Origin of the sequence: Paenibacillus barengoltzii G22 (assembly GCF_000403375.2) — a bacterium.
Taxonomy (GTDB): Bacteria; Bacillota; Bacilli; order Paenibacillales; family Paenibacillaceae; genus Fontibacillus; species Fontibacillus barengoltzii.
Map to the genome: position 1 here is coordinate 786568 of NZ_KE159652.1, position 24783 is coordinate 811350.

Annotated in this window: 17 protein-coding genes and 1 pseudogene; 13 read left to right on the top strand and 5 right to left on the bottom strand. The window is 51.9% G+C overall.

The window, feature by feature from the left end:
* A pseudogene (locus C812_RS23060) lies at positions 1 to 489 on the top strand (iron-containing alcohol dehydrogenase); the annotation flags it as partial.
* An 895-nt stretch (positions 490 to 1384) separates the two neighbouring features.
* Here C812_RS23060 and C812_RS22925 read toward each other — a convergent pair.
* Together C812_RS22925 and C812_RS03700 are read right to left on the bottom strand one after the other, a co-directional pair.
* The gene (locus C812_RS22925; protein ID WP_279626206.1) at positions 1385 to 1513 is read right to left on the bottom strand and encodes a hypothetical protein; all 129 of its coding nucleotides are present in this window, start codon (positions 1511 to 1513) and stop codon (positions 1385 to 1387) included.
* Between the two features lie 310 nt (positions 1514 to 1823).
* Entirely contained in the window at positions 1824 to 2693 is an 870-nt protein-coding gene (locus C812_RS03700) for a LysR family transcriptional regulator (protein WP_016311345.1), read from the bottom strand.
* Between the two features lie 134 nt (positions 2694 to 2827).
* On the opposite strand from C812_RS03700, the gene C812_RS03705 reads away from it, so the two are divergent.
* Together C812_RS03705 and C812_RS03710 are read left to right on the top strand one after the other, a co-directional pair.
* On the top strand, positions 2828 to 3739 hold the full coding sequence (locus C812_RS03705) for a DMT family transporter (protein WP_016311346.1): 912 nt from the start codon (positions 2828 to 2830) through the stop codon (positions 3737 to 3739).
* Positions 3736 to 4473: an SDR family NAD(P)-dependent oxidoreductase gene (locus C812_RS03710; protein WP_016311347.1), complete on the top strand. Its 738-nt coding sequence runs from the start codon at positions 3736 to 3738 to the stop codon at positions 4471 to 4473. The genes C812_RS03705 and C812_RS03710 overlap by 4 nt, the downstream gene beginning before the upstream one ends.
* A 78-nt stretch (positions 4474 to 4551) precedes the next feature.
* Here C812_RS03710 and C812_RS03715 read toward each other — a convergent pair whose 3' ends face one another.
* Positions 4552 to 5469 (bottom strand): ArsR/SmtB family transcription factor, encoded by a 918-nt coding sequence (locus tag C812_RS03715; RefSeq protein WP_016311348.1) that lies wholly within the window; start codon positions 5467 to 5469, stop codon positions 4552 to 4554.
* Positions 5470 to 5846: 377 nt separating this feature from the next.
* Here C812_RS03715 and arfA point away from each other — a divergent pair, with 377 nt between their 5' ends.
* The 5 genes from arfA (at position 5847) to C812_RS03740 (ending at position 12556) form a co-directional block, all read left to right on the top strand.
* Positions 5847 to 7367, top strand: a complete 1521-nt coding sequence (arfA, locus tag C812_RS03720; RefSeq protein ID WP_016311349.1) for an arabinosylfuranosidase ArfA — start codon at positions 5847 to 5849, stop codon at positions 7365 to 7367.
* 184 nt (positions 7368 to 7551) lie between these two features.
* On the top strand, positions 7552 to 8883 hold the full coding sequence (locus C812_RS03725) for an ABC transporter substrate-binding protein (protein ID WP_016311350.1): 1332 nt from the start codon (positions 7552 to 7554) through the stop codon (positions 8881 to 8883).
* Between the two features lie 61 nt (positions 8884 to 8944).
* Positions 8945 to 9844 (top strand): carbohydrate ABC transporter permease, encoded by a 900-nt coding sequence (locus tag C812_RS03730; RefSeq protein ID WP_016311351.1) that lies wholly within the window; start codon positions 8945 to 8947, stop codon positions 9842 to 9844.
* Positions 9841 to 10683: a carbohydrate ABC transporter permease gene (locus C812_RS03735; RefSeq protein WP_016311352.1), complete on the top strand. Its 843-nt coding sequence runs from the start codon at positions 9841 to 9843 to the stop codon at positions 10681 to 10683. The genes C812_RS03730 and C812_RS03735 overlap by 4 nt, the downstream gene beginning before the upstream one ends.
* Before the next feature lie 244 nt (positions 10684 to 10927).
* On the top strand, positions 10928 to 12556 hold the full coding sequence (locus tag C812_RS03740; protein ID WP_016311353.1) for a response regulator transcription factor: 1629 nt from the start codon (positions 10928 to 10930) through the stop codon (positions 12554 to 12556).
* A gap of 369 nt (positions 12557 to 12925) precedes the next feature.
* On the opposite strand, the gene C812_RS21460 is transcribed toward C812_RS03740, so the two are convergent.
* Positions 12926 to 13837 carry a transposase gene (locus tag C812_RS21460; RefSeq protein ID WP_016311354.1) on the bottom strand — a complete coding sequence of 304 codons (912 nt, stop codon included), beginning with the start codon at positions 13835 to 13837 and terminating at the stop codon, positions 12926 to 12928.
* Positions 13838 to 14433: 596 nt separating this feature from the next.
* Here C812_RS21460 and C812_RS03750 point away from each other — a divergent pair.
* A complete protein-coding gene (locus tag C812_RS03750; RefSeq protein WP_016311355.1) occupies positions 14434 to 17295 on the top strand; it encodes a glycoside hydrolase family 3 protein in 2862 nt (953 codons plus the stop codon).
* Positions 17296 to 17384: 89 nt separating this feature from the next.
* Here the strand turns inward: C812_RS03750 and C812_RS03755 are convergent, their stop codons facing one another.
* The gene (locus C812_RS03755; protein WP_016311356.1) at positions 17385 to 18290 is read right to left on the bottom strand and encodes an AraC family transcriptional regulator; all 906 of its coding nucleotides are present in this window, start codon (positions 18288 to 18290) and stop codon (positions 17385 to 17387) included.
* A 133-nt stretch (positions 18291 to 18423) separates the two neighbouring features.
* On the opposite strand from C812_RS03755, the gene yicI reads away from it, so the two are divergent.
* From yicI to C812_RS03775, 4 genes are all read left to right on the top strand, one after another.
* Complete coding sequence (yicI, locus tag C812_RS03760) at positions 18424 to 20742, top strand: alpha-xylosidase (RefSeq protein WP_016311357.1); 2319 nt, start codon at positions 18424 to 18426, stop codon at positions 20740 to 20742.
* A gap of 139 nt (positions 20743 to 20881) precedes the next feature.
* A complete protein-coding gene (locus C812_RS03765) occupies positions 20882 to 22666 on the top strand; it encodes a sensor histidine kinase (RefSeq protein WP_016311358.1) in 1785 nt (594 codons plus the stop codon).
* A gap of 94 nt (positions 22667 to 22760) precedes the next feature.
* Complete coding sequence (locus C812_RS03770) at positions 22761 to 23741, top strand: ABC transporter permease (protein WP_016311359.1); 981 nt, start codon at positions 22761 to 22763, stop codon at positions 23739 to 23741.
* A gap of 16 nt (positions 23742 to 23757) precedes the next feature.
* Positions 23758 to 24663, top strand: a complete 906-nt coding sequence (locus C812_RS03775; protein WP_009224200.1) for a carbohydrate ABC transporter permease — start codon at positions 23758 to 23760, stop codon at positions 24661 to 24663.
* The last annotated feature ends 120 nt before the right edge of the window (positions 24664 to 24783 follow it).

Genomic DNA, 24783 nt, shown 5'->3' on the forward strand with positions numbered 1-24783 from the left:
ATGCTGCAAGACAGAACGTTGGAGCCGTTGAAGGTGATTGAACTCGACCGCGGGGTCATCCGGAAGGTTGCTCCTTACTTGCGAGAACAAGGTTATCGCCAAATCCTGCTGGTGGCGGACGATCACACGTATGCGGCGGCGGGAGAGCAGCTGATGGGTTTGCTAGAAGTAGCGGGCGTGAAGACGCGCGTTGTTCTCATTCAACCGGATGCGCAAGGCGATGTAGTTGCTGACGAGATTGCGATCGTTCAGCTGTTGCTGGAGATCCGTCCTGACGAGACGGATGCGCTTCTGGCGGTGGGCTCCGGGACGATCCACGACATCGTCCGGTTTGCCGCCCACAAAACGGGCAAGCCGTTTGTGTCAGTGCCGACCGCGCCGTCCGTGGACGGCTTCACCTCGGCGGGCGCGCCGCTGATTGTGCGAGGGGTCAAAAAGACGGTGCCGGCGGTGCCGCCGGTGGCGATTTTTGCTGACCTCGACATCCTGATGGCGGCCCCGCAGCGGTTGGTGGCTGCGGGCTTTGGCGATATGCTCGGGAAATACACCAGCCTGTTCGATTGGAAGTTCTCCCACCTGACAGCGGGGGAACCTTATGACGAACAGGCGGCGGCGATTACCGAGCGCGCGCTGCGCAGCTGCGTATCGCACGCCGAAGCCATCGGCGCGCGCACGGAAGAAGGGATCCGCGCCTTGATGACGGCGCTGATCGAATCCGGCATCGCCATGCTGCTGTTCGGGCAGTCACACCCGGCCTCCGGCGCAGAGCATCATCTCTCCCATTACTGGGAGATGGAGTTCTTGCGCCAGGGCCGGCGGGCGTTGCTGCACGGTGCCAAAGTTGGCGTTGCCTGTGCGGAGATCGCCCGCGTGTACCACGCCGCGGGCGAAGGGACGCTCCCGGGCGCCGAGCCTGCGGCGCTCCGGGAGCACCGGGAGCAGGTCCGCGCTTGGCTGCGGGACCTGCCCGGCGAAGCCGAGCTCCGCGGCCTGCTGCGCCAGGCCGGCGGGCCGTCCACCCTCGCCGAGCTGGGCGTCGGCGAGGAGCTGTTCGCGCGCAGCCTGCGCGAAGCCCATCGCGTGCGCGACCGCCGCACGCTGCTGCGGGCGCTCAACGAGGCGGAGCAGGCCTAGCGCGCGAACCCGCCCGCGGCCTCGCCGGGCGTACGGCCGCGCCAAAACGAGCCGGCTGGACTCCACGTTCACGGAGTCCAGCCGGCTCGTCCTGCGAATAGCGGTAATTCATTCCGCTATTCGGCCAAATCCCAAATTTTTGGCGTGAATAACGCCAAAAATTTCCCTTATCTGGCGCGGATCCCCCTAAAAACGGGGGGAATCCGCGCCACCTCCCCCAAATAAGGCCCTAAAATGGCCTTATTTTTCATCAAATCCGCGGCAAAGGCAAAATAAGGCCATTTTTTACCGCTATTTTGCCGCGCCTCTTGCGCCGCACCGCCTCATGATTTTGCCGTGCCTCATACGCCGCTCCTTCCGCCGCACGCTTCTTCCGCATGCCTCTTCCGCACGCCTCTTCCGCATGCCTCTTCCGCCGCATGTTTCTTCCACCGCATGCCTCTTGCACAGCGCCACCTCTTGCGCAACACCGCCCTTGCACCGCACTGCCCTAGCGCAGCACCGTCCCTAGCACGGCACCGCGTCGAGCGCAGCACCTCACCGTCATCGTACCCTCACTCGTCGCAGGTAGCTTCTACCGTCACCATTACTCTGTTGCGCAACCTTTCCCGTACATTCATCATCCCTTGCAACTGTCATCCCCTCCACAGAGAGCTATGGCGGCGGCAGGAGCAGGCACCGCTCCTCACTTACGAAACCATCCTTTCCTGCTCTCCCAGCAACTCGATTAACGCGCGGAGTGCACTGGTGGGTTGGGCGGTTTTGCGGTAAATAATCTCGGTTTTCAAGTAGCGCATCGATTCGGGAACTTCGTGAATCCGCATGGCGCCTTCCTGCGCCTTCTGCTCGGCGACCATCCGCGGCAACAGCGAGATGCCAAGTCCGGCGGAGACGCCGCCAAGAATGGCTTCCAGCGTGCCGAACTCCATCGTGGCGACGTTGGTTTGACCGTGGGTCTTCTTCATCTCCTCGAGCTGTTCGCGGAAGGTGCAGCCGCGGTTGTACACCAAGCTAGGCTTCAACAGGGCCTCGTCCAAGCTCTCAATGCCCGGTGGAGAAATAACCACCACTTCCTCGTCAAAGACGGGAAGGCGAGTGAGATCCTCATGATTAAATCGGAAGCTGCCAAAAGCGACATCCAACTCATATTGCAGCACTCTCTCCATCAGGCGATCGGACATATCTGTCAGCAGGGTTAACTCCACCTTCGGATACTTTTCATAATACTGGCTGAGCAGTTTAGGCATCCGCACTGCCGCCGTCGTTTGCGTCGAGCCGATCAGCAACGGACCGGTCGGCTCGCCGGAGAAGGAGAGCGCCGACGCTGCTTCGTCCAGCAAACCGATAATTTTGTCTGCATAATCCAACAGCATCTTGCCGCTGGAGGTTAAGGTCATCCCCCGGTTGTGCCGGTAAAACAAATCAGTCCCCAGCTCCGTCTCCAGCTGCTTGATGCGAGCCGTCACATTGGACTGCACATAGCCAAGCCGGGCGGCAGCTTTTGTGATGGAGCCGTCCCGAGCAACGGCTTGAAATATCCGCAATTCCGCACTATCCATATGGAATGCCTCCCTTTTGGCCCGTTGTCATCACAAAAAATGATATCAGATATCTTTATCAATCATTATACATAATCACCAACCTCCGATACAATACAAATCATGAAAGTGACACCTAAGGAGGAAACGACAACGTGAATATATTCAAATATACCGGTCTGCTGTTGCTGACCACTTTCTTGATGGGGACGGCGTATCCGGCTGCCAAACTGGGGATGATGCATACCACCCCGCTCATGCTGATGGGGATCCGATTCTTATTGGCCGGGGGATTGCTCGCCTTACTCAGCGCCAACAAACCTCAACCTAAGGGTGCGAAGTCTTGGCTGCAGCTTTTGCTGCTCGGGTTGTTCCAATCGGTTGGGGTGATGGGGTTCACCGCTTACAGCATGCGCTGGATTACCTCTGGCGAGTCCGCTATCATCTCAAGCACGAGCCCGTTGATGCTGATCCTTTGGGGAGCTCTGATGGGAACTGCCTATCGCGTAAGGCAATGGGTTGGCGTGGTGATTGGCTTTGCTGGTGTGGTTATCACCTTTGGCATGAACCTGAGCATTAACCCTGGCACGGTATTTGCATTGGCGGGAGCCGTCAGCTTCACGGTGGCCACGTTGATCATTAACCGCATCGGTCCGGCGTTTGACAAAAGAGTGCTGGCCGCCTATCAAATGCTGCTCGGCGGCGTGATGCTGTTAATCTTCAGCTTTGCAGGGGAGCATCCCAGCTTTGAATTGAACCTGTCGTCCGCGTCCGTGGTCATCTGGCTCGTGATCTTTTGTTCCATTATTCAATTTACGATCTGGTTTTATTTGCTCAGCCACAGCGATCCCGGCAAAACCAGTTCATTCCTGTTCCTTGTGCCGATCTTTAGCGTCATTTGCAGTTGGCTGCTGTTTGGTGAGCAGATCACTTGGTACGTTTATGTTGGCGGGGCTTTGACTTGTGTAGGGGTGTTCCTGGTGAATTGGCAGGGAAGCAGTAACAGCCAGTCGGCTGAAAAAAATAAATCGAGTGTACTTCGCTTACAGGAGGAGATGGAAGCATGAGTTACCATAACAAAGTTGTGCTAATTACCGGGGGCGCTACGGGGATCGGCCGGGCGACGGCAACGCTGCTGGCTGAACGCGGGGCAATGGTTGCCGTCAATTACTCCCGTTCAGAGGCGGAGGCCCAAGAGACCGTGCAAACCATTCAGCAATTTGGCGGCTGGGCGATTGCGATTCGCGCCGACGTTTCAAACAACGAGGAGGTCATCTCTATGGTTGACCAAATCGTCCAGCAATTTGGGACGATCGATTATCTGGTCAATAACGCCAGCATCACCCGGTATATTGCAATGGGCGATCTGGATGCAATTACGGAGGATGCCTGGGACGATCTATTTGCGGTAAATGTAAAAGGGATGTTTTATTGTGCGCGAGCGGCAGCTCCGTATTTAAAGCAGGGTAAAGGGGCAATCGTCAACGTGGGCAGTATAGCAGGGATTACGGGCAAAGGCTCCTCGGTCCCCTATGCGGTATCCAAAGCAGCGGTGCACGGTTTGACCAAATCGCTGGCTCACGCATTGGCGCCGGATGTGCGGGTGACCGGTGTAGCTCCTGGAGCGGTCAGCACACGTTGGTGGGCTGGACGGGAGGAGCAGATGCGGTCGCTGACTTCCCAGCTGCCATTGGACCGGATCGCTTCGCCGGAGGAGATTGCCGCACTGATCGCGTCGATTCTGGAACAACCTTCGATGACGGGACAAATCCTTACCATCGACAACGGGCAAACGATGTAAGAACCTATTCCTTATGCTAAAAATAAATCAGCCTTCAGGACCTAACGGTAACCTGGAGGCTGATTTTTTTGATTGTTGTTATTGCTCTTTCACATCATACAGCACCCGAGCCAGCAGGTCCTGGCTGTAGTTGCCGAAGTTCTTGCCGTAGATGGTCAGTCCGCGCTTGTTGATCGGCTTGTCGGTGACGGCGATGCGGAACGTCAGCTCGCTTTTGTAATCCAGTTGAATCTGTTCCAACGTAACGTCGGAAATGCGGCAACCGTCGATAAAGCTGCCCTCATTGTTAATGCGGATCAGCTTCAGCATTCCATATTGGTTCAAGTGCGGCGGCCACCAATCCGGATTAAATGTGCCGCGTGCATCACCGAAGTCCCCCGGACTCGTCCAGAAACCGATTTCGACGCCGTTCAAGTAAAAATAGATGTCCGACGGGTAGTTATCGCAATACCCGGGTGCCTCGGAACCCAGTTCCATCGAAAATTGAATTTCCCGGAACGTTTGATTGGGCTTCAAGTAATTCGGGATGCGGTATTCCAGAAAGCCCTCGGACAACCAAATAATCTCCGAGTCGATTCGCTGTGGATCGGCGAAGTAACGCGGATCGTCAAAATCACCGATAATGCTGTGCTTCGTAGCCAAACCGCAGGTAGGGACCGCATGATAATTGCTATAATGGCCCACCTGAATTTCCACTTCGTATAAATTGTCGACATCCTTGCTCCGCAGGTCGACCATCAACTTGTCTTTGTTCAGATAACATATCTTCTGGATGCCATGCTTGCCAACGGAAGTATTAATCTCAATCAGACCGCTTTCCTCCAGCTTCTTGATGTGCATCGTTATCGCTCCGTTGCTTAAGCCCAGCTTGGTGGCGAGGTCATTGAGGTTTAAAGCCTGATTTTTGGCCAGCAGTTCGAGGATTTGAATTCTGATCTCCGAGCTTAATGCTTTGAAAATGTCGATCCCGCTCATCAAATCCTTAATATAGATCATCGGATAATCGAACCTTCTTCCAATAATTAATGGGTAGTTTTATTTTAGATAATTATAAACTAACTTGGTCGCATAATAAAGCATCAAATCAAAAAATGAAGATCCGATTCGAAAAATAGATTAAATTTGCAGTAAATGAGTAATTAATTTTAAGTTTATTTAAACTAAATTTCAAAATCACATTGTAATTTCAGGCAATTTTTCAGCATTTTCACGGTGTTTAGGACCATTCATTCAATTAATTTTATATAAATATAAAATGTTTTAGGTAAATATATTTACAACCCTAATCTCATATGTTATTTTATACCTGTAAACGGATTCATTCAAGGATATTCGAAATAATTTAATATTTACTAAAATGGAAGGTGGTCAACATGTCATCCACAGCACTGCGAGCAACGATGGTCATCGACAAAGCCTTTAAAATTGCGGAAGTAGATCGGCGCATTTACGGCTCCTTTATTGAACATTTGGGCCGAGCTGTCTACGGGGGGATCTATGAGCCTTCGCATCCGGAGGCGGATTCACATGGATTCCGTAACGACGTCAAGGAGCTGGTGAAGCAGCTGAACGTCCCGATCATCCGATATCCCGGCGGGAACTTTGTTTCCGGGTATAACTGGGAGGATGGGGTTGGTCCGGTTGAATCGAGGCCCAAACGCTTGGAACTGGCCTGGAGGACGATTGAACCGAATTGGGTAGGCACAAACGAGTTTGCTGGATGGGCCAAAGAGGTTGGTGCCGAAGTCATGATGGCGGTGAATTTGGGGACCCGCGGCGTTGATGCGGCCCGCAACCTGCTGGAATACTGCAACCATCCGGGGGGCAGCTATTGGAGCGATTTGCGCCGAAGCCACGGTTATGAGCAGCCCCATAAGTTCCGAACCTGGTGCCTGGGTAACGAAATGGACGGTCCATGGCAAATCGGACAAAAGACACCTCAGGAATACGGACGGCTCGCCTATGAGACTGCGAAGGCGATGCGACAGGTTGATCCTGATATCGAACTGGTATCGTGCGGCAGCTCCAGCTCGTCGATGCCAACGTTCCCGGAATGGGAAGCGGTGACATTGGAGCATACCTACGAGGTGGCGGATTATATTTCCCTGCATCAATACTATGGCAACCGGGACAACGATACGGCGAATTTCCTCGCCCGTACGATGGATATGGACCACTTCATTCGTACGGTGATTTCCACCTGCGATTATGTTAAGGCGAAGAAACGCGGCAAGAAAACGATGTACCTCAGCTTCGACGAATGGAACGTTTGGTACCATTCCAACGATGCCGATGCCAAGCTGGAGCCCTGGGGAATTGCGCCGCCGCAACTGGAAGACGTTTATAACTTCGAGGACGCTTTGCTGGTCGGAAGCATGCTGATTACGTTCCTGCGCCACGCCGACCGAGTGAAGATGGCTTGCATGGCCCAGTTGGTGAACGTAATCGCTCCGATCATGACGGAGAATGGCGGACGTTCCTGGAAGCAAACGATTTATTATCCTTACATGCATGCTTCGCTTTTTGGACGGGGCGTATCGCTGCAGCCGGTAGTTAACTCCCCGGTGTACGACGCGAAGGATTATACCGATGTTCCTTATTTGGACAGTGCGATTGTATATAACGAAGCGGACGAGACGTTGACGATTTTTGCGGTCAACCGTCATTTGGAGGAAGCGCTTGAGCTGGATTGCGATATTCGCGGGTTCGAAGGCTACTGTGTGATCGAGCATCTGGTGCTGGAACATGACGACCTCAAAGCTGTAAATACAGCGGACCAGGAAAATGTTAAACCTCACACCGGAGGTAATGCGGTCTGCGAGGACGGTTATGTAAAAGCTCGTTTAGCTAAAGCCTCCTGGAACGTGATTCGCTTGGGTCAAGCGAGATCTTAAAGAACCAAACGCTTCTGAGAAGCAACGGCTTCATTCACCCTTGAGACGATGACAACACCTAGCTATACACAACAGGCATGCGCTTCTTCAGGTCATCGATTGACCATCGGTTTTACTAGAGAAGTGGGAGATAACCGACTGTAAATGAAGTGTGTAGATTTTATTTTGTCAGGGAGGGTCAAGGATGAAGAAAAAGGTTTGGATTGTGCTGTTAGTCTTATCAATGGCCACATGGCTGTGGGGTTGCGGCAAGACGTCAACCACGGCGGGGGGTGAAACCTCCGTGTTGGACGGCGGTGCGGGGGAAGATGCGATAGAGCTTTCCTATTGGACGTTTGTGGAACTGCATGGACAGCATTTTGAGAAAATGCTGGAGAAATGGAACACCGCCAATCCGGATCGGCAAATTAAGCTGAACGTCACGGTGATGCCTTACGATGATATGCACAACAAATTATCCATCGCCGTCCAGACGGGTGTTGGGGCGCCGGACATCGCGGATATTGAGCTGGGCAAGTTCCCGGATTTTCTGGCCGGCACGCCGCAGCTGGTCGAATTAAATGACGTCATCGACCCGTACCGGGACACGATCGTCAAATCCAGAATCGACCTCTACAGCAAGGACGGTGTGAATTACGGTATCCCAACTCACGTTGGCGCCTCGGTTGCTTTTTACAACACGGAAATTTTAGAAGAGGCCGGAGTGGATTACAAGACGATCGTCACCTGGGAAGATTTTAAACAAGCCGGAATCCAAGTGTATGAGAAAACAGGCAAGTATATGGGCACCGCCGATACGAGTGCAACGTGGCAGCTTTCCCAGCTGCTGGCGCAGCAAGGTGCGGATTTCACGGATGACGCCGGGAACCCGACCATCAACTCGGAACCCTTGGTGAAGGCACTTACCCTGCTGAAAGACCTGCAAGACAACAATGTGATCGCCACCATCGCCGGAGGGCAGCCCGATACGGAGGAAGCTTACGGGGAGTTTAATGCGGGCAACTATGCGACCGCTTTCATGCCGTTGTGGCAAATGTCGAGATACACGAACTATATGAAGGATCTCTCCGGCAAAATCGCCATCGCCCCGATTCCGGTTATCGAAGAAGGGATGCCGCGTTCGGTTGGCGGCGGCGGAACCGGGACGGTCGTAACCAAAACGGCCAAAGACATTGAGCTGGCCAAGGATTTCCTCGCTTTTGCCAAATTGTCGGAGGATGCCAACATTGAAATTTGGAACACGTTGGGCTTTGACCCGGTCAACATGGACGTTTGGGAAATGAAGGATGTAACACATAACCCGGACAACCAGTTTGTGCAATACTTCATTAACAACCCATTTGACGTGCTGAACGACATCAAGGACGAAATCCGATTGATTAAATCCACCTCCGCTTCACCTACGATCAATAACGTGCTTTGTACGGTAACGTTAAACGAGGTTTTTGAAGACGGGAAGGATATTAAGCGAGCTCTGGATGATGCGCAAGCGCAAATCGAGCAGGAGCTGAAGTAATTGAAATAAGCAGCGAGCTACTCCTCCGGGAGTAGCTCTGTTTAAAAAAAGGGGTAGGGCGATGTTTAAAAAATTCCTTTACTCACAAAAGGTTGCTCCTTACGTATTTGTGTTGCCGTTCGTGCTCGTATTCCTCATCTTTTGGGTGTATCCGCTGATCAGCTCCTTCGGGATGAGCTTCCAGAAAGTGACCCTGGGACAGGAAGCAGCGTGGATTGGCATAGACAACTATGAGAAATTGATGGGCGACGGGGTTTTCCTCAAGGCCGTGACCAACAGTGCCATCTATATGGTCTTAACCTTGGTGATTCTGATCCCGTTTCCGATGTTGTTTGCCGTATTGATTAACAACAAGTTCATGTGGGCGAGGGAATTTTTCAAATCCTCGTTTTTCTTCCCGGCGTTGACGTCAGTGGTGGTGGCCGGGACGATCTTCCGACTGATGTTCGGTGAAATGGAAGGGTCGCTCATCAACAGCTTTTTGGGCTTGTTTGGCGTGGAGCCGATTAAATTTTTGAAAGGACAAACGACTGGCTTTATTGCCTTATTGGCACTGGCGACCTGGAGATGGACCGGGGTAAACATGCTTTACTTCCTATCTGGACTCAAAAATATTCCCGAAGAATACTATGAAGCCGCTTCCATCGACGGTGCTTCTCCCATCCAGCGATTTACGAAAATCACGATGCCGCTGTTGAAGCCAACGACCATCTATGTTTTAACGATCAGCATCTACGCCGGTCTGGCGATGTTTATCGAAAGCATGATGCTCTGGAACGGCAACAACTCTCCGAAGAACATCGGCTTAACCATCGTGGGCTACTTATACCGTCAAGGGATTGAGAAGAATAATCTGGGGTATGCGGCCGCCGTTGGCATCGTGCTTCTTGTCATTACGATGGTGATCAATCTGACACAGCTGGCCTTTACCGGCATGTTTAAGAAGGGGGAGGAAGCATGACGAAATCGAAGCGCGGCTTGCTAATTAAGATCGTTTTGTTCGTGTTTTTCGCCTTCCTGTGCGTGCTGGTGCTTCTGCCGTTTTATGCTGTAACACTGGCTTCCTTTAAGCCTGGGGAGGATTTGATCCGATACGGACTGAACCTGAAGTTCGATCTATCGGTCATGAGCTTGGATAACTTTGTCTACTTATTTACGGGCAATCATTCCTATTTCTTATGGTTTTTCAATTCACTATTGCTGACGGTCGTCCAAGTCATGGTGACACTGTTGGTCAGCGCTACGGTGGCATACGGGTTTTCAGCTTATGAGTTCAAAGGGAAAAATACCCTGTTCATCTGTGTCCTGCTGATCATGATGGTTCCATTTGAAATTCTGCTCCTGCCACTGTATACCCTAACCTACGATATCGGGCTAATGAACTCTTATTCGGCCATTATTCTGCCTGGCATCGCCAGCGCGGCGACGATCTTCTTCTTCCGGCAGTATTTGCGGGGAATTCCCCGGGAAATTATCGCTGCGGGACGCGTCGACGGAGCGAGTGAGTACGGAATCTACGTGCGGATTATCTTACCGGTGATGAAGCCTTCTTTTGCGGCGATGGCCATCCTCAACGGGATGAACAGCTGGAACAACTTCCTTTGGCCGTTTATGGTGCTCAGCGACGCCAATAAATACACGTTACCGATTGGGCTCAAGACGCTGCTAACCCCTTACGGGAACAACTATGATTTGCTGATTGTAGGTTCCTTCTTCTCCATCATTCCGATTTTTATCTTGTTTGTGGCCTTCCAAAAATACTTTATCGACGGGATGACGGCAGGAGCGGTGAAGGGATAAATAGACCGTCTATGAATGAAAAGTGATAGTCGTACTCTATCGAGTGGATGCAGAAACTACCAAGCTGCTCAATCCTTCAATTGATGAGGGAGAGAGCAGCTTTTTTTGCGGGGCATCAAAATAGTGCAACAAATGAACAGAATAATGTTTGTGAGCGATTTAAAAACTAACCTATAATCAAATTGTAAACGCTTTATTGAATGCTGGGGAAAACTAAATTTTTTTCCGGCCGGAGGAATGCAAAATGATTAAAGTGCTGATTGTTGACGATGAACCGAAACTTAGGGAGGGTCTGCGGACCTTTATCGATTGGGGCGCCTATGGCTACGAAGTTGTGGATACGGCGGCTAACGGGAATGAAGCGCTGGAAAAATATCAGCAATATCATCCCGATCTGGTCGTGGCCGATATCCGCATGCCAGGGATGGACGGGTTGCAGTTGATCGAGAAGCTTCGCACGCAAGATCCGAATTTGCATATTTTGATTCTTAGCGGTTACGCAGATTTTAGCTATGCCAAGAAGGCGATGACCCACCGGGCGGACGGTTATTTGCTGAAGCCGGTGGATGAAGATGAGTTGAAGGATTACCTTTGGAAAATCAAGCTGACGATCGACGAAGAGAAAGCGTCCGAGCAGTGGAAGCACGTCACAACGGAGTGGAACCGGGAAGCGCTGATCCAGTCCGTACTGACTGGCGAAGACGAGGAGGACCCTACGCCGCTGTGCGAGCGGGCTCATGAAGTGGGCATCAGCGGCAAGGTGTTTCAAATTTTGCTGCTAGCCCCGCAAATGGAGGGAGACACCGATGCCCAAATTAACGCGCTGATCCGCAAAGCGTTGGTTCGGCAGTTCGAGGAGACAGGCCGTGGCTGGGTGTTTGCGATCCACTCGAAGTTTGGTGTCCTACTGAAGGAGCCGCTTCTCTCTGTAGAACTTACGGGAATCTATCGCGAGCTTGCTGCTGAGCTGGCTGATTTAGGCATCCGCTATTCCGTGGCGATTGGCGAGAAGGTAGGATGCATGACGGAGATTCGGGAATCGTACCGGACGGCATGTGATTTGGTCCGCCGTCATTTTTTCCTTGATCAGGGAACGATCTTAACGCCCGATAGCTTGTCTGCCGGAACGGATCCAGTTGCGGGTTCAGGTATCGGTGCAGTTTCAGGTAGAGGTACGGGTTCAGATGCAAATTCAGGTGCAAGTCCAAGCATGAGTGCGGGACCAGAGCTTTCGACTGATGAACTGGGAGAGCAGCTCTTTTATGCGGTAGATATCGGGAATCGCGATGCCGTCAAATCTCTGCTGCACCAGCTGGGCGAAGCTTATAAAGCCGAAGGTGCGATGGAGAACGAAATCAAAAACCGTTATGTGGAGCTGCTGACCACGATTTTCAGTAAGGCGCTGAAGCAGTCACCGGAACTGCAAAACCGCAGCAAAGAGTTTTCCGACGGGTACTCCAAAATCCAAAAAGCCTACTCCATTCTGGAGTTAAACGGGCAGGCGGAGCAACTGTTGCAGCAAATTATGAACCAACTCGGTGAAGATGGGAAACACCGCGAAGTCAAGATTATGTTGGATCTGATTCACCGGAATTACAGCGAAAATCTTAAACTAGAGACGCTCTCCGGCATCTTCAACTATAACAGCGCATACTTAGGCAAATTGTTCAAAAACACGACCGGAGAATACTTTAACACGTACCTGGACAAGGTGCGGATCGAGAAAGCAAAACACTATTTAGAGGAGGGCCTGAAGGTCTATCAGGTGGCCGAAAAGGTCGGATACACCAATGTCGACTATTTCCACAGCAAATTCCGCAAGTACGTCGGCACCTCGCCTTCCGCTTATCGCAAGCAGATGAACCATGCCTGATGCCGGCCCTGTAAGTTTCCATGGGGGCACTGAGGTGTGCTTTGGTCCGTTGCCCTAGGGCATTTGCTTTAGTGGCATATTGCGCAAGTGGCATATTGCGCAAGTGGCATATTGCGCAAGTGACATATTGCTCTAGTGGCATATGATCTATCGGCGGCGCTCTTCTGACGATTATCCCGTTGAATCAGGGAGTGGAGAAAGAGAAACCTGAAAACGTTCGGAAGAAAAAATGAAATAACAAATAAAAGACAAATGGATAAAACTCCAAGTCCAATCGATCATAGACATAGAAGAGCTCGTCCTGTTAGGTGTAAACAAATTCGTACACTAGTACAGCAAGCACTTGTAGCCCGTTCATTCGGCAGTGGTTTAAGCCGCTGCTGCAATGGACGGGTATTTTTGTTGGCGGTTGATTAGCTCACGGTAAGGGATGGCAGAAATGGACAGGCACATCTGCAGCAGATTTTGGCGCATCTCTTCCTCGGAACAAGTCATGCGCAGGTAACGGCGGGCGGTGTACTCATTCAAATACGCCTGCAAATGCGTTGTCCCCAAGGCGACATACGTGCGTCGAATCGAGTCTCTTGCTTGTCTCACGACTCTCCGCAAGGGCAGATACATCCGATAAGCGAAAGGAAACCACCGCTTGGTTGAAGTATGTTGAACATCCACATGCTTGTTGATGAAAGCCTCGAGATCGGGCCGAGTAGCCCATTGATCGCTTCCTCTTTGATGCGAAACCAGTTGAATCTTCACCCGCTCGGGTTCGCCAGTCTCCGTTACCGTGCAGCCGGTAACAACCGCGGTGGCATAAGGTTGATCAGCAGGATGAAAGCGTCTGGTATCCGTCCCATATTGATCGCGGCACACTTTGACTTCTCCAGAGAGCAAAACCTTCGCATCGCATTCACCGAGGGTATGGCGGATTTTGTGCAGCATGAGCCAAGCGGTCTTGTAGGTCACTTGGATTACCTGACTCAACCGCAGCGCCGAGATGCCATCTGGGAGCAGGAACAGCTCCAGTGCTTGAAACCACTTCACCAAAGGCAGATGGGTTCTTTCAAAAATGGTGCCGACCAAAGGAGAGGCTTGATAACTGCATCTTCCACATTCAAATAAAGGAATATGTCGAGTGGACAGACGGGTGCACTCGGTATAAGCACAGCGCGGGCAGACGAAGCCATTTGGCCATTTCATCGCGATAATCGCCTCGATACAGTCGGCTTCATTTTGAAAACGACGGCTAATAGCTTGATGCTCCGTGTTCATCCTTAATTTCATGTCCGCTTCCTCCATTGATTCTTCTAAATGACACAAACAAGCACATACGTTCTCTTTTCCTAAATTATACCAAACGCATGTTCTGATATCAAGAAAAAAATCCCAAAAATACTAACTTATATACGGAGGACTAATCAGATTCCGGGAAACCAGCTTTCCGTCTCGCCTATTGATTCCTTTTATCTGAACAATAGGGATAGCGGCGAAAAAGGGCGGTAAGAAGATGATCCTCCTGAAAAATCCCAATTCTGAACCAAAGGGATAATGGTGCAAAAGAGAGGGCCAGAACATCATCCTCTCCCAAATCTGAGCAAAAGGGATAATCTGCAGAGAAGCTGCTTAGAAGATCCTCTTCTCGATTTCTCCATTCTGATTAAAGGGGATAATCGTGCAAAAGGAGGTGCAGCTAGGGGAAACTCTTCGGGGCGTACCGTGCTGATCATGCGATATTTTTATATGAAAAATACACTAATGTTCCGTGTATCGCTGAAGGGGGCGGCAGACTAAGATAGGGTGGAAGACTTGATGGTATCAGCAGCAACAAATTCTTAAGCGCTTACAATGAGTTTGATAGAGTAGGAGAGCGAGGTAATTGTATGACGGACAACAAGTACCAATATCCTTTTCAGAATCCTGATCTGCCGTTGGCGGAGCGGGTGGACGACTTGATCAGCCGATTTACGTTGGATGAGAAAATTGAGTTAATGTGCCAATTCCAAACGGAGGTGCCGCGGCTCGGCGTCAAAAAATATAAGCATGGCACGGAGGGGGCGCACGGCGTTGCTTGGCTGGGGGAAGCCACGTCCTTCCCGCAAAATACGGGGCTGGCTTGCACCTGGGATCCTGAGTTGATGCGTCAGATCGGCTCGGTGATCGGGGATGAGGCACGCGTCTATTTTCAACGGAATCCGGAAGTGAACGGTTTGACGATCTGGGCGCCAACCGTCGACATGGAACGCGATCCACGCTGGGGCCGGACAGAGGAAGCTTACGGCGAAGATCCATACCTCACGGGAGCGTTAACGACCGAATTGGTGAAGGGGCTGCAGGGGGATCATCCGTTTTATTATAAGGCTGTAGCCACGCTGAAGCATTTTTACGCAAACAACAATGAGATTGGCCGCGGCAGTGAATCGGTGAGCATCGACCCGCGTAACAAACGGGAGTATTATTTGAAAGCGTTTGAGCGGACGTTCCGTGAAGGCCGGGCCGGTTCGATGATGACGGCTTATAACGGGATTAACGGCACGCCTTGCAATTTGAATTCAGAAGTCAACGAGATTGTTAAAGGTGAATGGGAGATGGACGGGTTTGTTGTCGGCGACGCCGGCGACGTCATGGGTACGGTGCTGGACCACAAGTACGTGGAGTCATATGCTGAAGCAGTTGCAGGGAGTATTAAGGCCGGCATCGACAGCATGACGGATGAGCAGCCGATCATGTTCCAGGCGTTGCGGAATGCGCTGGAGCAAGGCTTGCTGGCCGAATCGGATTTGGACCGTGCGCTGCGCAACGCCTTCCGTGTACGCTTCCGTCTGGGGGAGTTCGATCCGGAGGAGCGGAACCCGTACAGCCGAGTGCCGGAAGAGAAGCTGTGCGCACCAGAGCATACGGCTTTGGCGCTGAGAGCTTCCCGCGAAGCAATCGTGCTCCTGAAGAACGAAGGCTTGCTGCCTCTTCCGCAAACGTTAGGTTCCATCGCGGTTGTTGGACCGTTGGCCAATGAAGCCTATACCGACTGGTACAGCGGCACGCCGCCGTACCGCGTCACCCCGCTTCAGGGCATCAAGGAGAAGATGGGTGACCGCCCTGTCCTGTTCGGAACCGGCTCGGATCGGATTCGCCTTCGTTCGGCCCTGACCGGCAAATACGTCCGGATCACCTCTGGCGAAGGAGCGGAGGCTGTTCTAGAAGCAACCGGTGAGAATGCAGCGGATGCAGCTGTTTTTGAGCGTAACGATTGGGGCTGGGGCTCCATCACGCTGCGGTCTGTGGAAAATGGCAAGTTCGTTACGGAGACCGATTCGGGGCTGCTGATGGCAACGGCAAATGAAGCAAGCGGTTGGTTTGTCAAGGAAGTGTTCGACTTCCGCCCTGCTTCAAACGGCAAGGTTGAGATGAAGGCGTGGAACGGACGGCCAATCATCCTGAACGAACGCGGCGGGTTGATCGCTGTGGGCGAGAATGTTTTTGATAATACGGTGAAGGTAGATAGTCGCCTTCCAGGAGAACAATGGATCGTTGAAGTGGTGGAGAACGGGATTGAGCAAGCTGTAGAGGCTGCGAAGTCGGCAGAGACCGCGGTAGTTGTCGTAGGCAATAACCCGTTCATTAATGCGAAGGAAACGATCGACCGAGTGGACATCGTGCTGCCGCCGACGCAGCAAGCTTTAATCCAAGCGGTCAGAGCAGCAAATCCGAATACAGTGGTTGTCATTGTCGGCAGCTATCCGTTTGCAGTGAACTGGGAGAACGAGCATGTGCCATCGATCCTGTTCACCTCTCATTCTGCTCAAGAACTGGGCCATGCTGTGACCGATGTGTTGTTCGGCGACTATAATCCAGCAGGTCGATTAAATATGACCTGGTACCAATCGGTAGACCAACTGCCGGACATTATGGATTACGACATTATTAAGGGTAAACGGACTTATCAATATTTTGACGGCGAGGTCTTATATCCGTTTGGTCATGGACTTAGCTATACGACGTTTGAATATAGCAATCTTGCTCTTGATCGGACTCAGGTTGATCAGGAGGGCGAGGTTCAGATTTCGTTTGATGTGCGAAATACGGGGAATATCGCCGGGGACGAAGTACCGCAACTGTACGTGCGAATCGGGCAATCGCGCGTGCCGCGGCCGTTGAAAACGTTGAAAGGCTTTACTCGCTTGCATTTACAGTCGGGTGAAACGCAGCGGGTGACCTTTGCGCTGAAGGCAGAAGAGCTGGCGTTCTGGGACGTAACCCGAGATCGCTATTGCGTGGAGTCGGGCGAATATACGGTGATGGTCGGCTCTTCCTCGGGGCAGATCGCATTGACAACGACACTTCAGGTTGATGGCGAAACCGTACCTCCGCGTTCGCTGCGTGAACCGGTCCGCGCGGTCAACTATGACGACTACGAGGAAGTCTACCTGGACGAATGCCGTGAAGGCGGCGACAGCATCCGGCTGAAAGGTGAACGCGGGTGGATTGCCTTCCGTGATGTCGAGCTAGATGAAGGAACAACCCAACTTGAAGCCCGTGTATCGGGGAATTTGAAGGGCGGCGAAATCGCCGTCACGCTGGATTCACCAGAAGGCGAGTCGGTGATTAGCTGCAAGATCTTGCCTACCGGCGGTCGCCAAGCTTGGACAACAGTCACCGCAGAAGCACCGGCAAGTTTGTCGGGCCGACATGATGTGTATCTGCATCTGCAAGGGGAAGTGCAAATCAGCTGGTTCAAGCTGAGCTAAAACAAGGACGAAACCAAAATTAGCTGGAATACTCCAGCTAATTTTGCTGCATGGGGGATGCAATGGGGAAACAGCCCCCTCCAGGGAATTTAGACCTCAACCGAAGCATGTAGCCGTTTGCGGAATTCCGAAGGCGAGCAATTCATCGCTTTACGGAACACGCGGATGAAGTAGCTGATGTTGTCGAAGCCGACCTCCAGCGCGATATCGGAGATTTTTCGTTCCGGATCGCGCAGCAGCTCGGCGGCCTGGCGGATCCGGTACGAATTGATATAATCCATCGGCGTCTGTCGGGTCATCGACTTAAAGAAGCGGCAAAACTGTCCTTCGCTCATCGGAATCAGCGCCGCCAGCTCCGCCAGCCGGATGGGATGGCTGTAGTTCTGCTGAATATGCTGAATGACCGTTTTGAGCCGGTCGATTTTGGACGATTCGCTGCGGGTGCTGCTATAGGAGCGGTTGACGGCCCGGCCGGTAGCCGCGATCTCCGACAGCATCAAGTAGAGATGCCCTTTGACGGCGCCTTCATAGCCGGGCGCCTCGGTGCTGCAGCTGCGCATCAACGTCACGATATGCTCCAGAAGTGATAAGTCTGCCGCGGTCTCGCGCCGGATATGGCGAGGAAACGTCGCCTTCCGTTCCTGCAAGGGCAGCACCAGGTTCTCCTGGACCGCATCATAATGTGCGCTGGCTAGCAGCTGCGTATCGAATACGAGAGAGAAGAATGCGCAGCCCTGCTCACCATGCGCATGGGCGGCGTGAATGTCGCCGCCGTCGATAAACACCGCTTCCCCGGCACGAACCGGGAAGTAATCGGTATCGACCTGAAACAGCGTCTCGCCTTCCAGGCAATAGAAGAACTCTGCTTCATCATGCCAATGGCAGTCGATGACATGTTCACCAGGGCCATAGCGGTACCAATAGGTTCCAAACGGCTGCCGCTCGTTGCCGTGACTCTTGCTCTCTTTCAGAGAGCGGCGAAGCGCCTGATCCATATACGGTCACCCCATCAAAATAGTGTTATATTTTGGCTTGATAATGTTAGTTTTATTTGAGTGATATCAGTATAATGCAAGTATAGAGCGTTTTCATAAGAAAAACAATGTGACGAAAGGCGGTATTCCACCCATGAAGTTTACCGATGGCAACTGGCTGATTCGCGAGGAGTTTACGCTCTCCACCGCGGTGCAGGCCTATGATTTTCAAGTCAAAGACCATACTTTAATTGCCTCCGCCTCCACAACTCCGCTTCGCGGCCGGGGCGATATGATTAATACGACATTGCTGACGATGCAGTTCCACTCTCCGTTGCCGGGGGTCATTGGTGTTAAGCTGATCCATTTTGCGGGGACAGTGGACCATGGTCCTCATTTTGAATTGGCAAAGGGCGGCGATCATGCCGAGATTACCGAGACCGAGCATTATGCCGAGCTCAAGAGCGGCAACCTTAGCGTCCGCATTAACAAAGGCCCGCAATGGTCCGTGGACTTCTTCCGCGGCGACGAGCGGATTACCGGGAGCGGCTACAAATCGATGGCGCATATCACCGAAAGAGGCGGCAACACCTATATGCGCGAAGAGCTTGACCTGCGCGTCGGCGAATGGGTGTATGGTTTGGGCGAACGCTTCACCTCGTTCCTCAAGAACGGTCAAGTGGTTGACATCTGGAACAAGGACGGCGGGACAAGCTCTGAGCAGTCCTATAAGAACATTCCTTTTTACGTGACAAATAAAGGATATGGCGTGTTTGTAAACGATCCAGGTGCGGTTTCGTTTGAAGTCGCATCGGAAAAAGTCAAAAAAGTACAATTTAGTGTTCCCGGCGAATCGCTGGAATATTTCGTCATCGACGGTCCGGAGCCAAAGGATGTGCTGAATAAGTACACCGATTTAACCGGCAAGCCGTCGCTTCCGCCGGCATGGAGCTTTGGTTTGTGGCTGACGACGTCGTTCACAACCGATTATGACGAAGCTACCGTTAACTCCTTTGTGGACGGCATGGCAGAGCGTGATTTGCCGCTGCACGTCTTCCACTTCGACTGCTTCTGGATGCGTGAATTCCATTGGACGGACTTCAAATGGGATGAGCGCGTATTCCCGGATCCAGTGGGCATGCTGAAGCGCCTGAAGGAGAAAGGCTTGAAAATTTGCGTTTGGATCAACCCGTACATCGGTCAGCGTTCCCGTCTGTTTGAGGAAGGGAAGAAGAACGGTTACCTCGTGAAAAAGCCAAACGGTGACGTATGGCAATGGAACCTGTGGCAGCCGGGCATGGCGCTGGTAGACTTCACAAATCCGGCGGCTTGCGAATGGTTTGCCGGATATTTGCGGGAGCTGATCGACATGGGCGTCGACTGCTTCAAAACCGACTTCGGCGAACGGATTCCGACGGATGTCGTGTATCACGATGGCTCCGATCCAGTGAAAATGCATAACTACTATACGTACCTGTACAACAAAGTTGTTTTTGAAGTACTGGAAGAGAAGCTGGGTAAAAATGAAGCAGCTTTGTTCGCACGTTCTGCAACCGTCGGCGGTCAGAAATTCCCAATCCACTGGGGCGGCGACTGCTACGCCGATTATGAGTCGATGGCAGAAAGCCTTCGCGGCGGCTTGTCGTTGGGCTTAGCCGGCTTCGGCTTCTGGAGCCACGATATCGGCGGCTTTGAGAACACCGCTCCGGCGCATGTGTTCAAGCGTTGGCTGGCCTTCGGCTTGCTGTCCAGCCACAGCCGTCTGCACGGCAGCAGCTCCTACCGCGTGCCTTGGGCTTATGATGACGAGGCAGTGGACGTAACCCGGTTCTTCACCAAGCTGAAATGCCGTTTGATGCCGTATATGTTCGACATTGCGGTCCAAGCGACGCAACAAGGTGTACCAACAATGCGGGCGATGTTCCTGGAATTCCCGGACGATCCGGCGGCCGAAACCTTGGACCGTCAATATATGCTGGGTGACTCGCTGCTTGTAGCGCCGGTGTTCAGCGAACAAGGCGACGTGACGTACTATCTGCCGGACGGCCAGTGGACCCATCTGCTGTCGGGCCAAACGGTAGAAGGCGGCAAATGGCGCAAAGAGAAATACGACTTCTTCAGCTTGCCGCTGTTCGTTCGCCCGAACTCGATTCTGGCGACAGGAGCTAACGATGTTCGTCCAGATTACGACTATGCCAATGAAGTCCAACTTGGCTTGTATGCGATCGAAGACGGGGCAACCGTATCCCGTACGGTACGCAACATCAAGGGCGAAGCTGAACTTCAAGTTACAGTCGTTCGCGAAGGCAAGCTTGTGAAGGTGACTGCGGAAGGCGCGGGCAAACCGTTCTACGTAACATTGCACGGCATGGGCGAAGCGGAATCGGTGCAAGGGGCTACGTTGTCCAGTAATGGCGCTGTAAAAGTGGAGGCTTTCACAGGCAAAACCGAACTGCAAATCACCTTGAAATAATTGGTCCTAGACCTTGATCGCATCTTAATTTAATATGTGACAGACATCCCCGGCGCACGGTACGTGCCCGGGGTAACTGAAATATCCCCTTTCCCTTGGATGAAGGGGATATTTCCATTTAGATGAGAGGTGATCCGATTTGATAAGCAAACTGATTCGCATCACCAATAATTTGCGGTTGAAGCATAAGCTGCTCATTTCCTATATCGTCGTGGTCATGATTCCGGTCCTGATTGTCGGCGTTGCCGTAACCGCTTACTTTCGCAATCAAGCCATGGATCGGGCGATCGCCCAAACTACCAATAACGTCGAGAAGGTGAAAACCCGGACCGCCGCGTTGCTTCGGGTGCCGATGGACATCTCCGATATTTTTATGCTCGATGAAGGGCTGGAGAAGATCGTCAGCACTCCGTATCCCAATGTGTTGGAGCTGACCAAGGCGTACCTCAATTACAATGATTTCCGCGCTTACGACAGAACCTATCGGGAAGTGTCGGGGATTCGTTTCTATTACGATAATCCGACCTTGATCAACAACCTTGAATTAATCCCGGTGAACGAGGAGATCAAGGGGATGTATTGGTACCAACAAGCGATGAAGAACAAAGACATCGGGTGGTTTTACATTGACGACAAGCAGGAGGTTCCGGTGAAGCGGCTCAGTCTCGTTCGGCAGATCTCTTTTAAAGGAACGAAGAAAAGCGGTGTCCTTATGGTCATTATGAACCAGGAGGAACTCAACCGGATGCTGCAGCAAGAACCTTTTGAGACGCTGATCACCGATGATTTAGGTTATGTGGTGGCCGCCAATAATCCGGCGATCGTCGGCAAGACACTGGAAGATCTGGATTACGGCATCGACTTGCGAACTCAGCAAAAAGGGACGTTTCAGGTGGATATCCAGGGGGTTCCGTCCTATCTCGTTATCGACACCTTGAATCCGGAAGCCAGCATGAACGGGCTAAAGTTTATTTCCGTATTTGCGACGGAGCCTATTGTGAAGGACGCCAATACCGTAAGCCTTGTCGGATTGCTGATCATTCTACTCGTATTGCTGATTGCGCTGGTATTCGTATACACCGTCTCGTTCTTGACCACCAACCGGATGCTGCGGCTAAGCCGGCACTTAAATCGTCTGGCTTTAGGGGACCTCAACGTCGTATCGCGGATCGATGGGAACGATGAAATTGGTCAGCTGTCTCGGCAGTTCAACTACATGGTGGACAGTATCCGCCGGCTCATGAACCAGGTCGTTGAGAAAACAGAACAAAATAACGCTCTGGAGCTGGCTCAACGCGAGATCAAGCTAAAGATGATGGCCAGTCAGATTAATCCGCATTTTTTGTTTAACGCATTGGAATCCATCCGGATGAACGCTCATCTGAAGGGGGACAAAGAAATCGCCAACGTGGTCCGGCTGCTAGGCAAGATGATGCGCAAAAATTTGGAGGTTGGGCGGGAAAGCACACCGTTGAAGGAAGAGCTGGAAATGGTCAGCTCCTATCTGGAAATTCAGAAGTTTCGTTATGAGGACCGCTTAACTTATTCCTTAACTATTGATCCTGCAGCCAGCGCCATTCGGGTACCGCCGCTGATCATTCAGCCGCTCGTTGAGAACGCGGTCGTGCACGGGGTGGAGGACAAGGAAGAAGGGGTCCATGTTGAGGTGAATATTCAGAGAGACAAGGGAATGGTTCGCGTCTCGGTACAGGATAACGGAATGGGAATGACCCCGGAGCGGCTTGAAGAGGTCATGCGTTTTATCTCCGGGTCGAAGGAGCCGGAACAGGGACGCATCGGGCTGCGTAACGTGCATCAAAGGCTTGTCCTCTCCTATGGGGAAGAGCACGGATTGCGGATCGTCAGCGAATATGGCGCAGGGACGAAGATCAGCTTTACGATCCCGGCGGGAGGCAATCTCTAATTTTTATATGGTTTTGTTTGAAATCTCTCGGGTATTTCGTGAGCCGCTCCTCCCTTATCATTAAGCTATAGCAGACAAGGGGGGAGAAATTGAGATGGAAACGCTGTCAACTCAGCCTGAAACCAAAAATGTAAGCGCAACCCCTGCGCCGCAGAAGAAGCGGAAGAACGGTATCTGGCGGAGCATTTTGCAGCAAAAGTACTTATACTTAATGTCCATGCCATTCGTGATCTGGTTGTTTGTATTTAACTACCTGCCAGTGTGGGGATGGACGATGGCTTTCCAAAACTATAAGCCGGCGAAATCCTTCTCGGAGCAAAAATGGGTGGGATTTAAAAACTTCGTGGACTTGTTCCAGGACGAGCGGTTTTACCTGGTCCTCCGAAATACGCTGGCGATGAGTTTTATGGGGCTGGTCGCGGGATTCGTCATTCCGATTACTTTTGCGGTGTTGTTGAATGAGCTGCGCGGCAAGTATTTTAAACGAACGGTTCAGACAGTTTCCTATCTGCCGCACTTTGTATCTTGGGTTGTCGTTGCGGGGATCGTGACGAAAATGCTCTCGATCGACGGCGGGATCGTCAACGAAATCTTGGTTTCCTTGCATATCATTGACGAACCGATCCAATTCATGGCCCAAGGGAAATGGTTTTGGGGAATTGTAACCGCTTCCGATGTGTGGAAAGAAACCGGTTGGAACGCCATCATTTACTTGGCGGCAATCACCGGCATCGATAAAGAATTGTATGAAGCGGCACGGGTTGATGGAGCCGGACGCTTCCGGCAAATTTGGAACATTACACTGCCGGGGATCCGGACGACGATTTCGGTACTGCTGATCATGTCGATCGGCCATTTGATCGGCATCGGGTTCGAGAAGCAGTTCCAGCTAAGTAACTCGCTCGTAACGGACTATTCCGAAGTGCTGGACTTGTATGCACTAAACTACGGAATCAATATTAGCCGTTTCTCCTACGGTACAGCCATCAGTATGTTCACTTCCGTGGTCAGCATCATCCTGCTGCTTACGGCCAACGGAATCATGAAGAAAACGACAAAAGAGAGCATCATGTAAGGGAGGGAGAAGGGCGATGGCAAGTTCAAGCAGAGGCTTTAATGATACCCGGGGCGATAAAATTTTCAACATTTGCAACATCATCCTGATGAGCGTTATTTTGGTCATCACGTTGTATCCTTTCCTGAACGTGTTGGCGATCTCCTTCAATGATTCCACCGATACGGTTCGAGGCGGCATCTACATCTGGCCTCGGGAATTCACTTTGGAGAACTATAAGACGATCTTTAATTATTCCAGCCTGATTACCGGCTTTAAAATTACGATTTACCGGACCGTGCTTGGGACCGTGCTTGGCTTGATCAGCGCATCGATGCTGGCCTATACGCTTAGCCGGCCGGATTTCAAATCCCGGAAGTTCGTATCCACCTTCCTGGCGTTGACGATGTACTTCTCTGGCGGGTTGGTTCCAACCTATATGCTGATGCGCCATCTCGATTTGATCGGCACGTTCTGGATTTACATCCTGCCTGGGGTGGTCAGCGCGTTTAACGTGTTCGTGATCCGTTCCTTTATCGACGGATTGCCGTATGCGTTGCAGGAATCAGCCAAGCTGGACGGAGCCAACGATTTCACGATTTATTACAAAGTGATTTTGCCGCTCTGTAAGCCGGTTCTGGCAACGATCGCCTTGTTCCTGGCGGTAGGCCAATGGAACTCTTGGTTCGACACTTATCTGTACAACGGGAACAAAGCGCATTTGACGACGCTTCAATATGAGTTGATGAAAATTTTGCAAAGCACCAACCAAGGAGCAAGAATGATCAACGCCAACGATATGGCGAATCAGATGGCTCAGGTCTCACCGGAATCGATCAAAATGGCGATTACGATCGTCGTTACAGTACCGATCTTGATCGTTTATCCGTTCTTGCAACGTTACTTCGTCGACGGGATGACGCTGGGTGCCGTCAAGGCTTAACCCTAGATCCTGACGGCAGCAAGCCCGCGATGGAGTAACGCTGCCAACTCCGCTCCGCCGCCGCAAGCTGAATTCGCGGTGGGGCGGCACTCGGCGGATGGAAAGTGCTTCTTTCTTAAA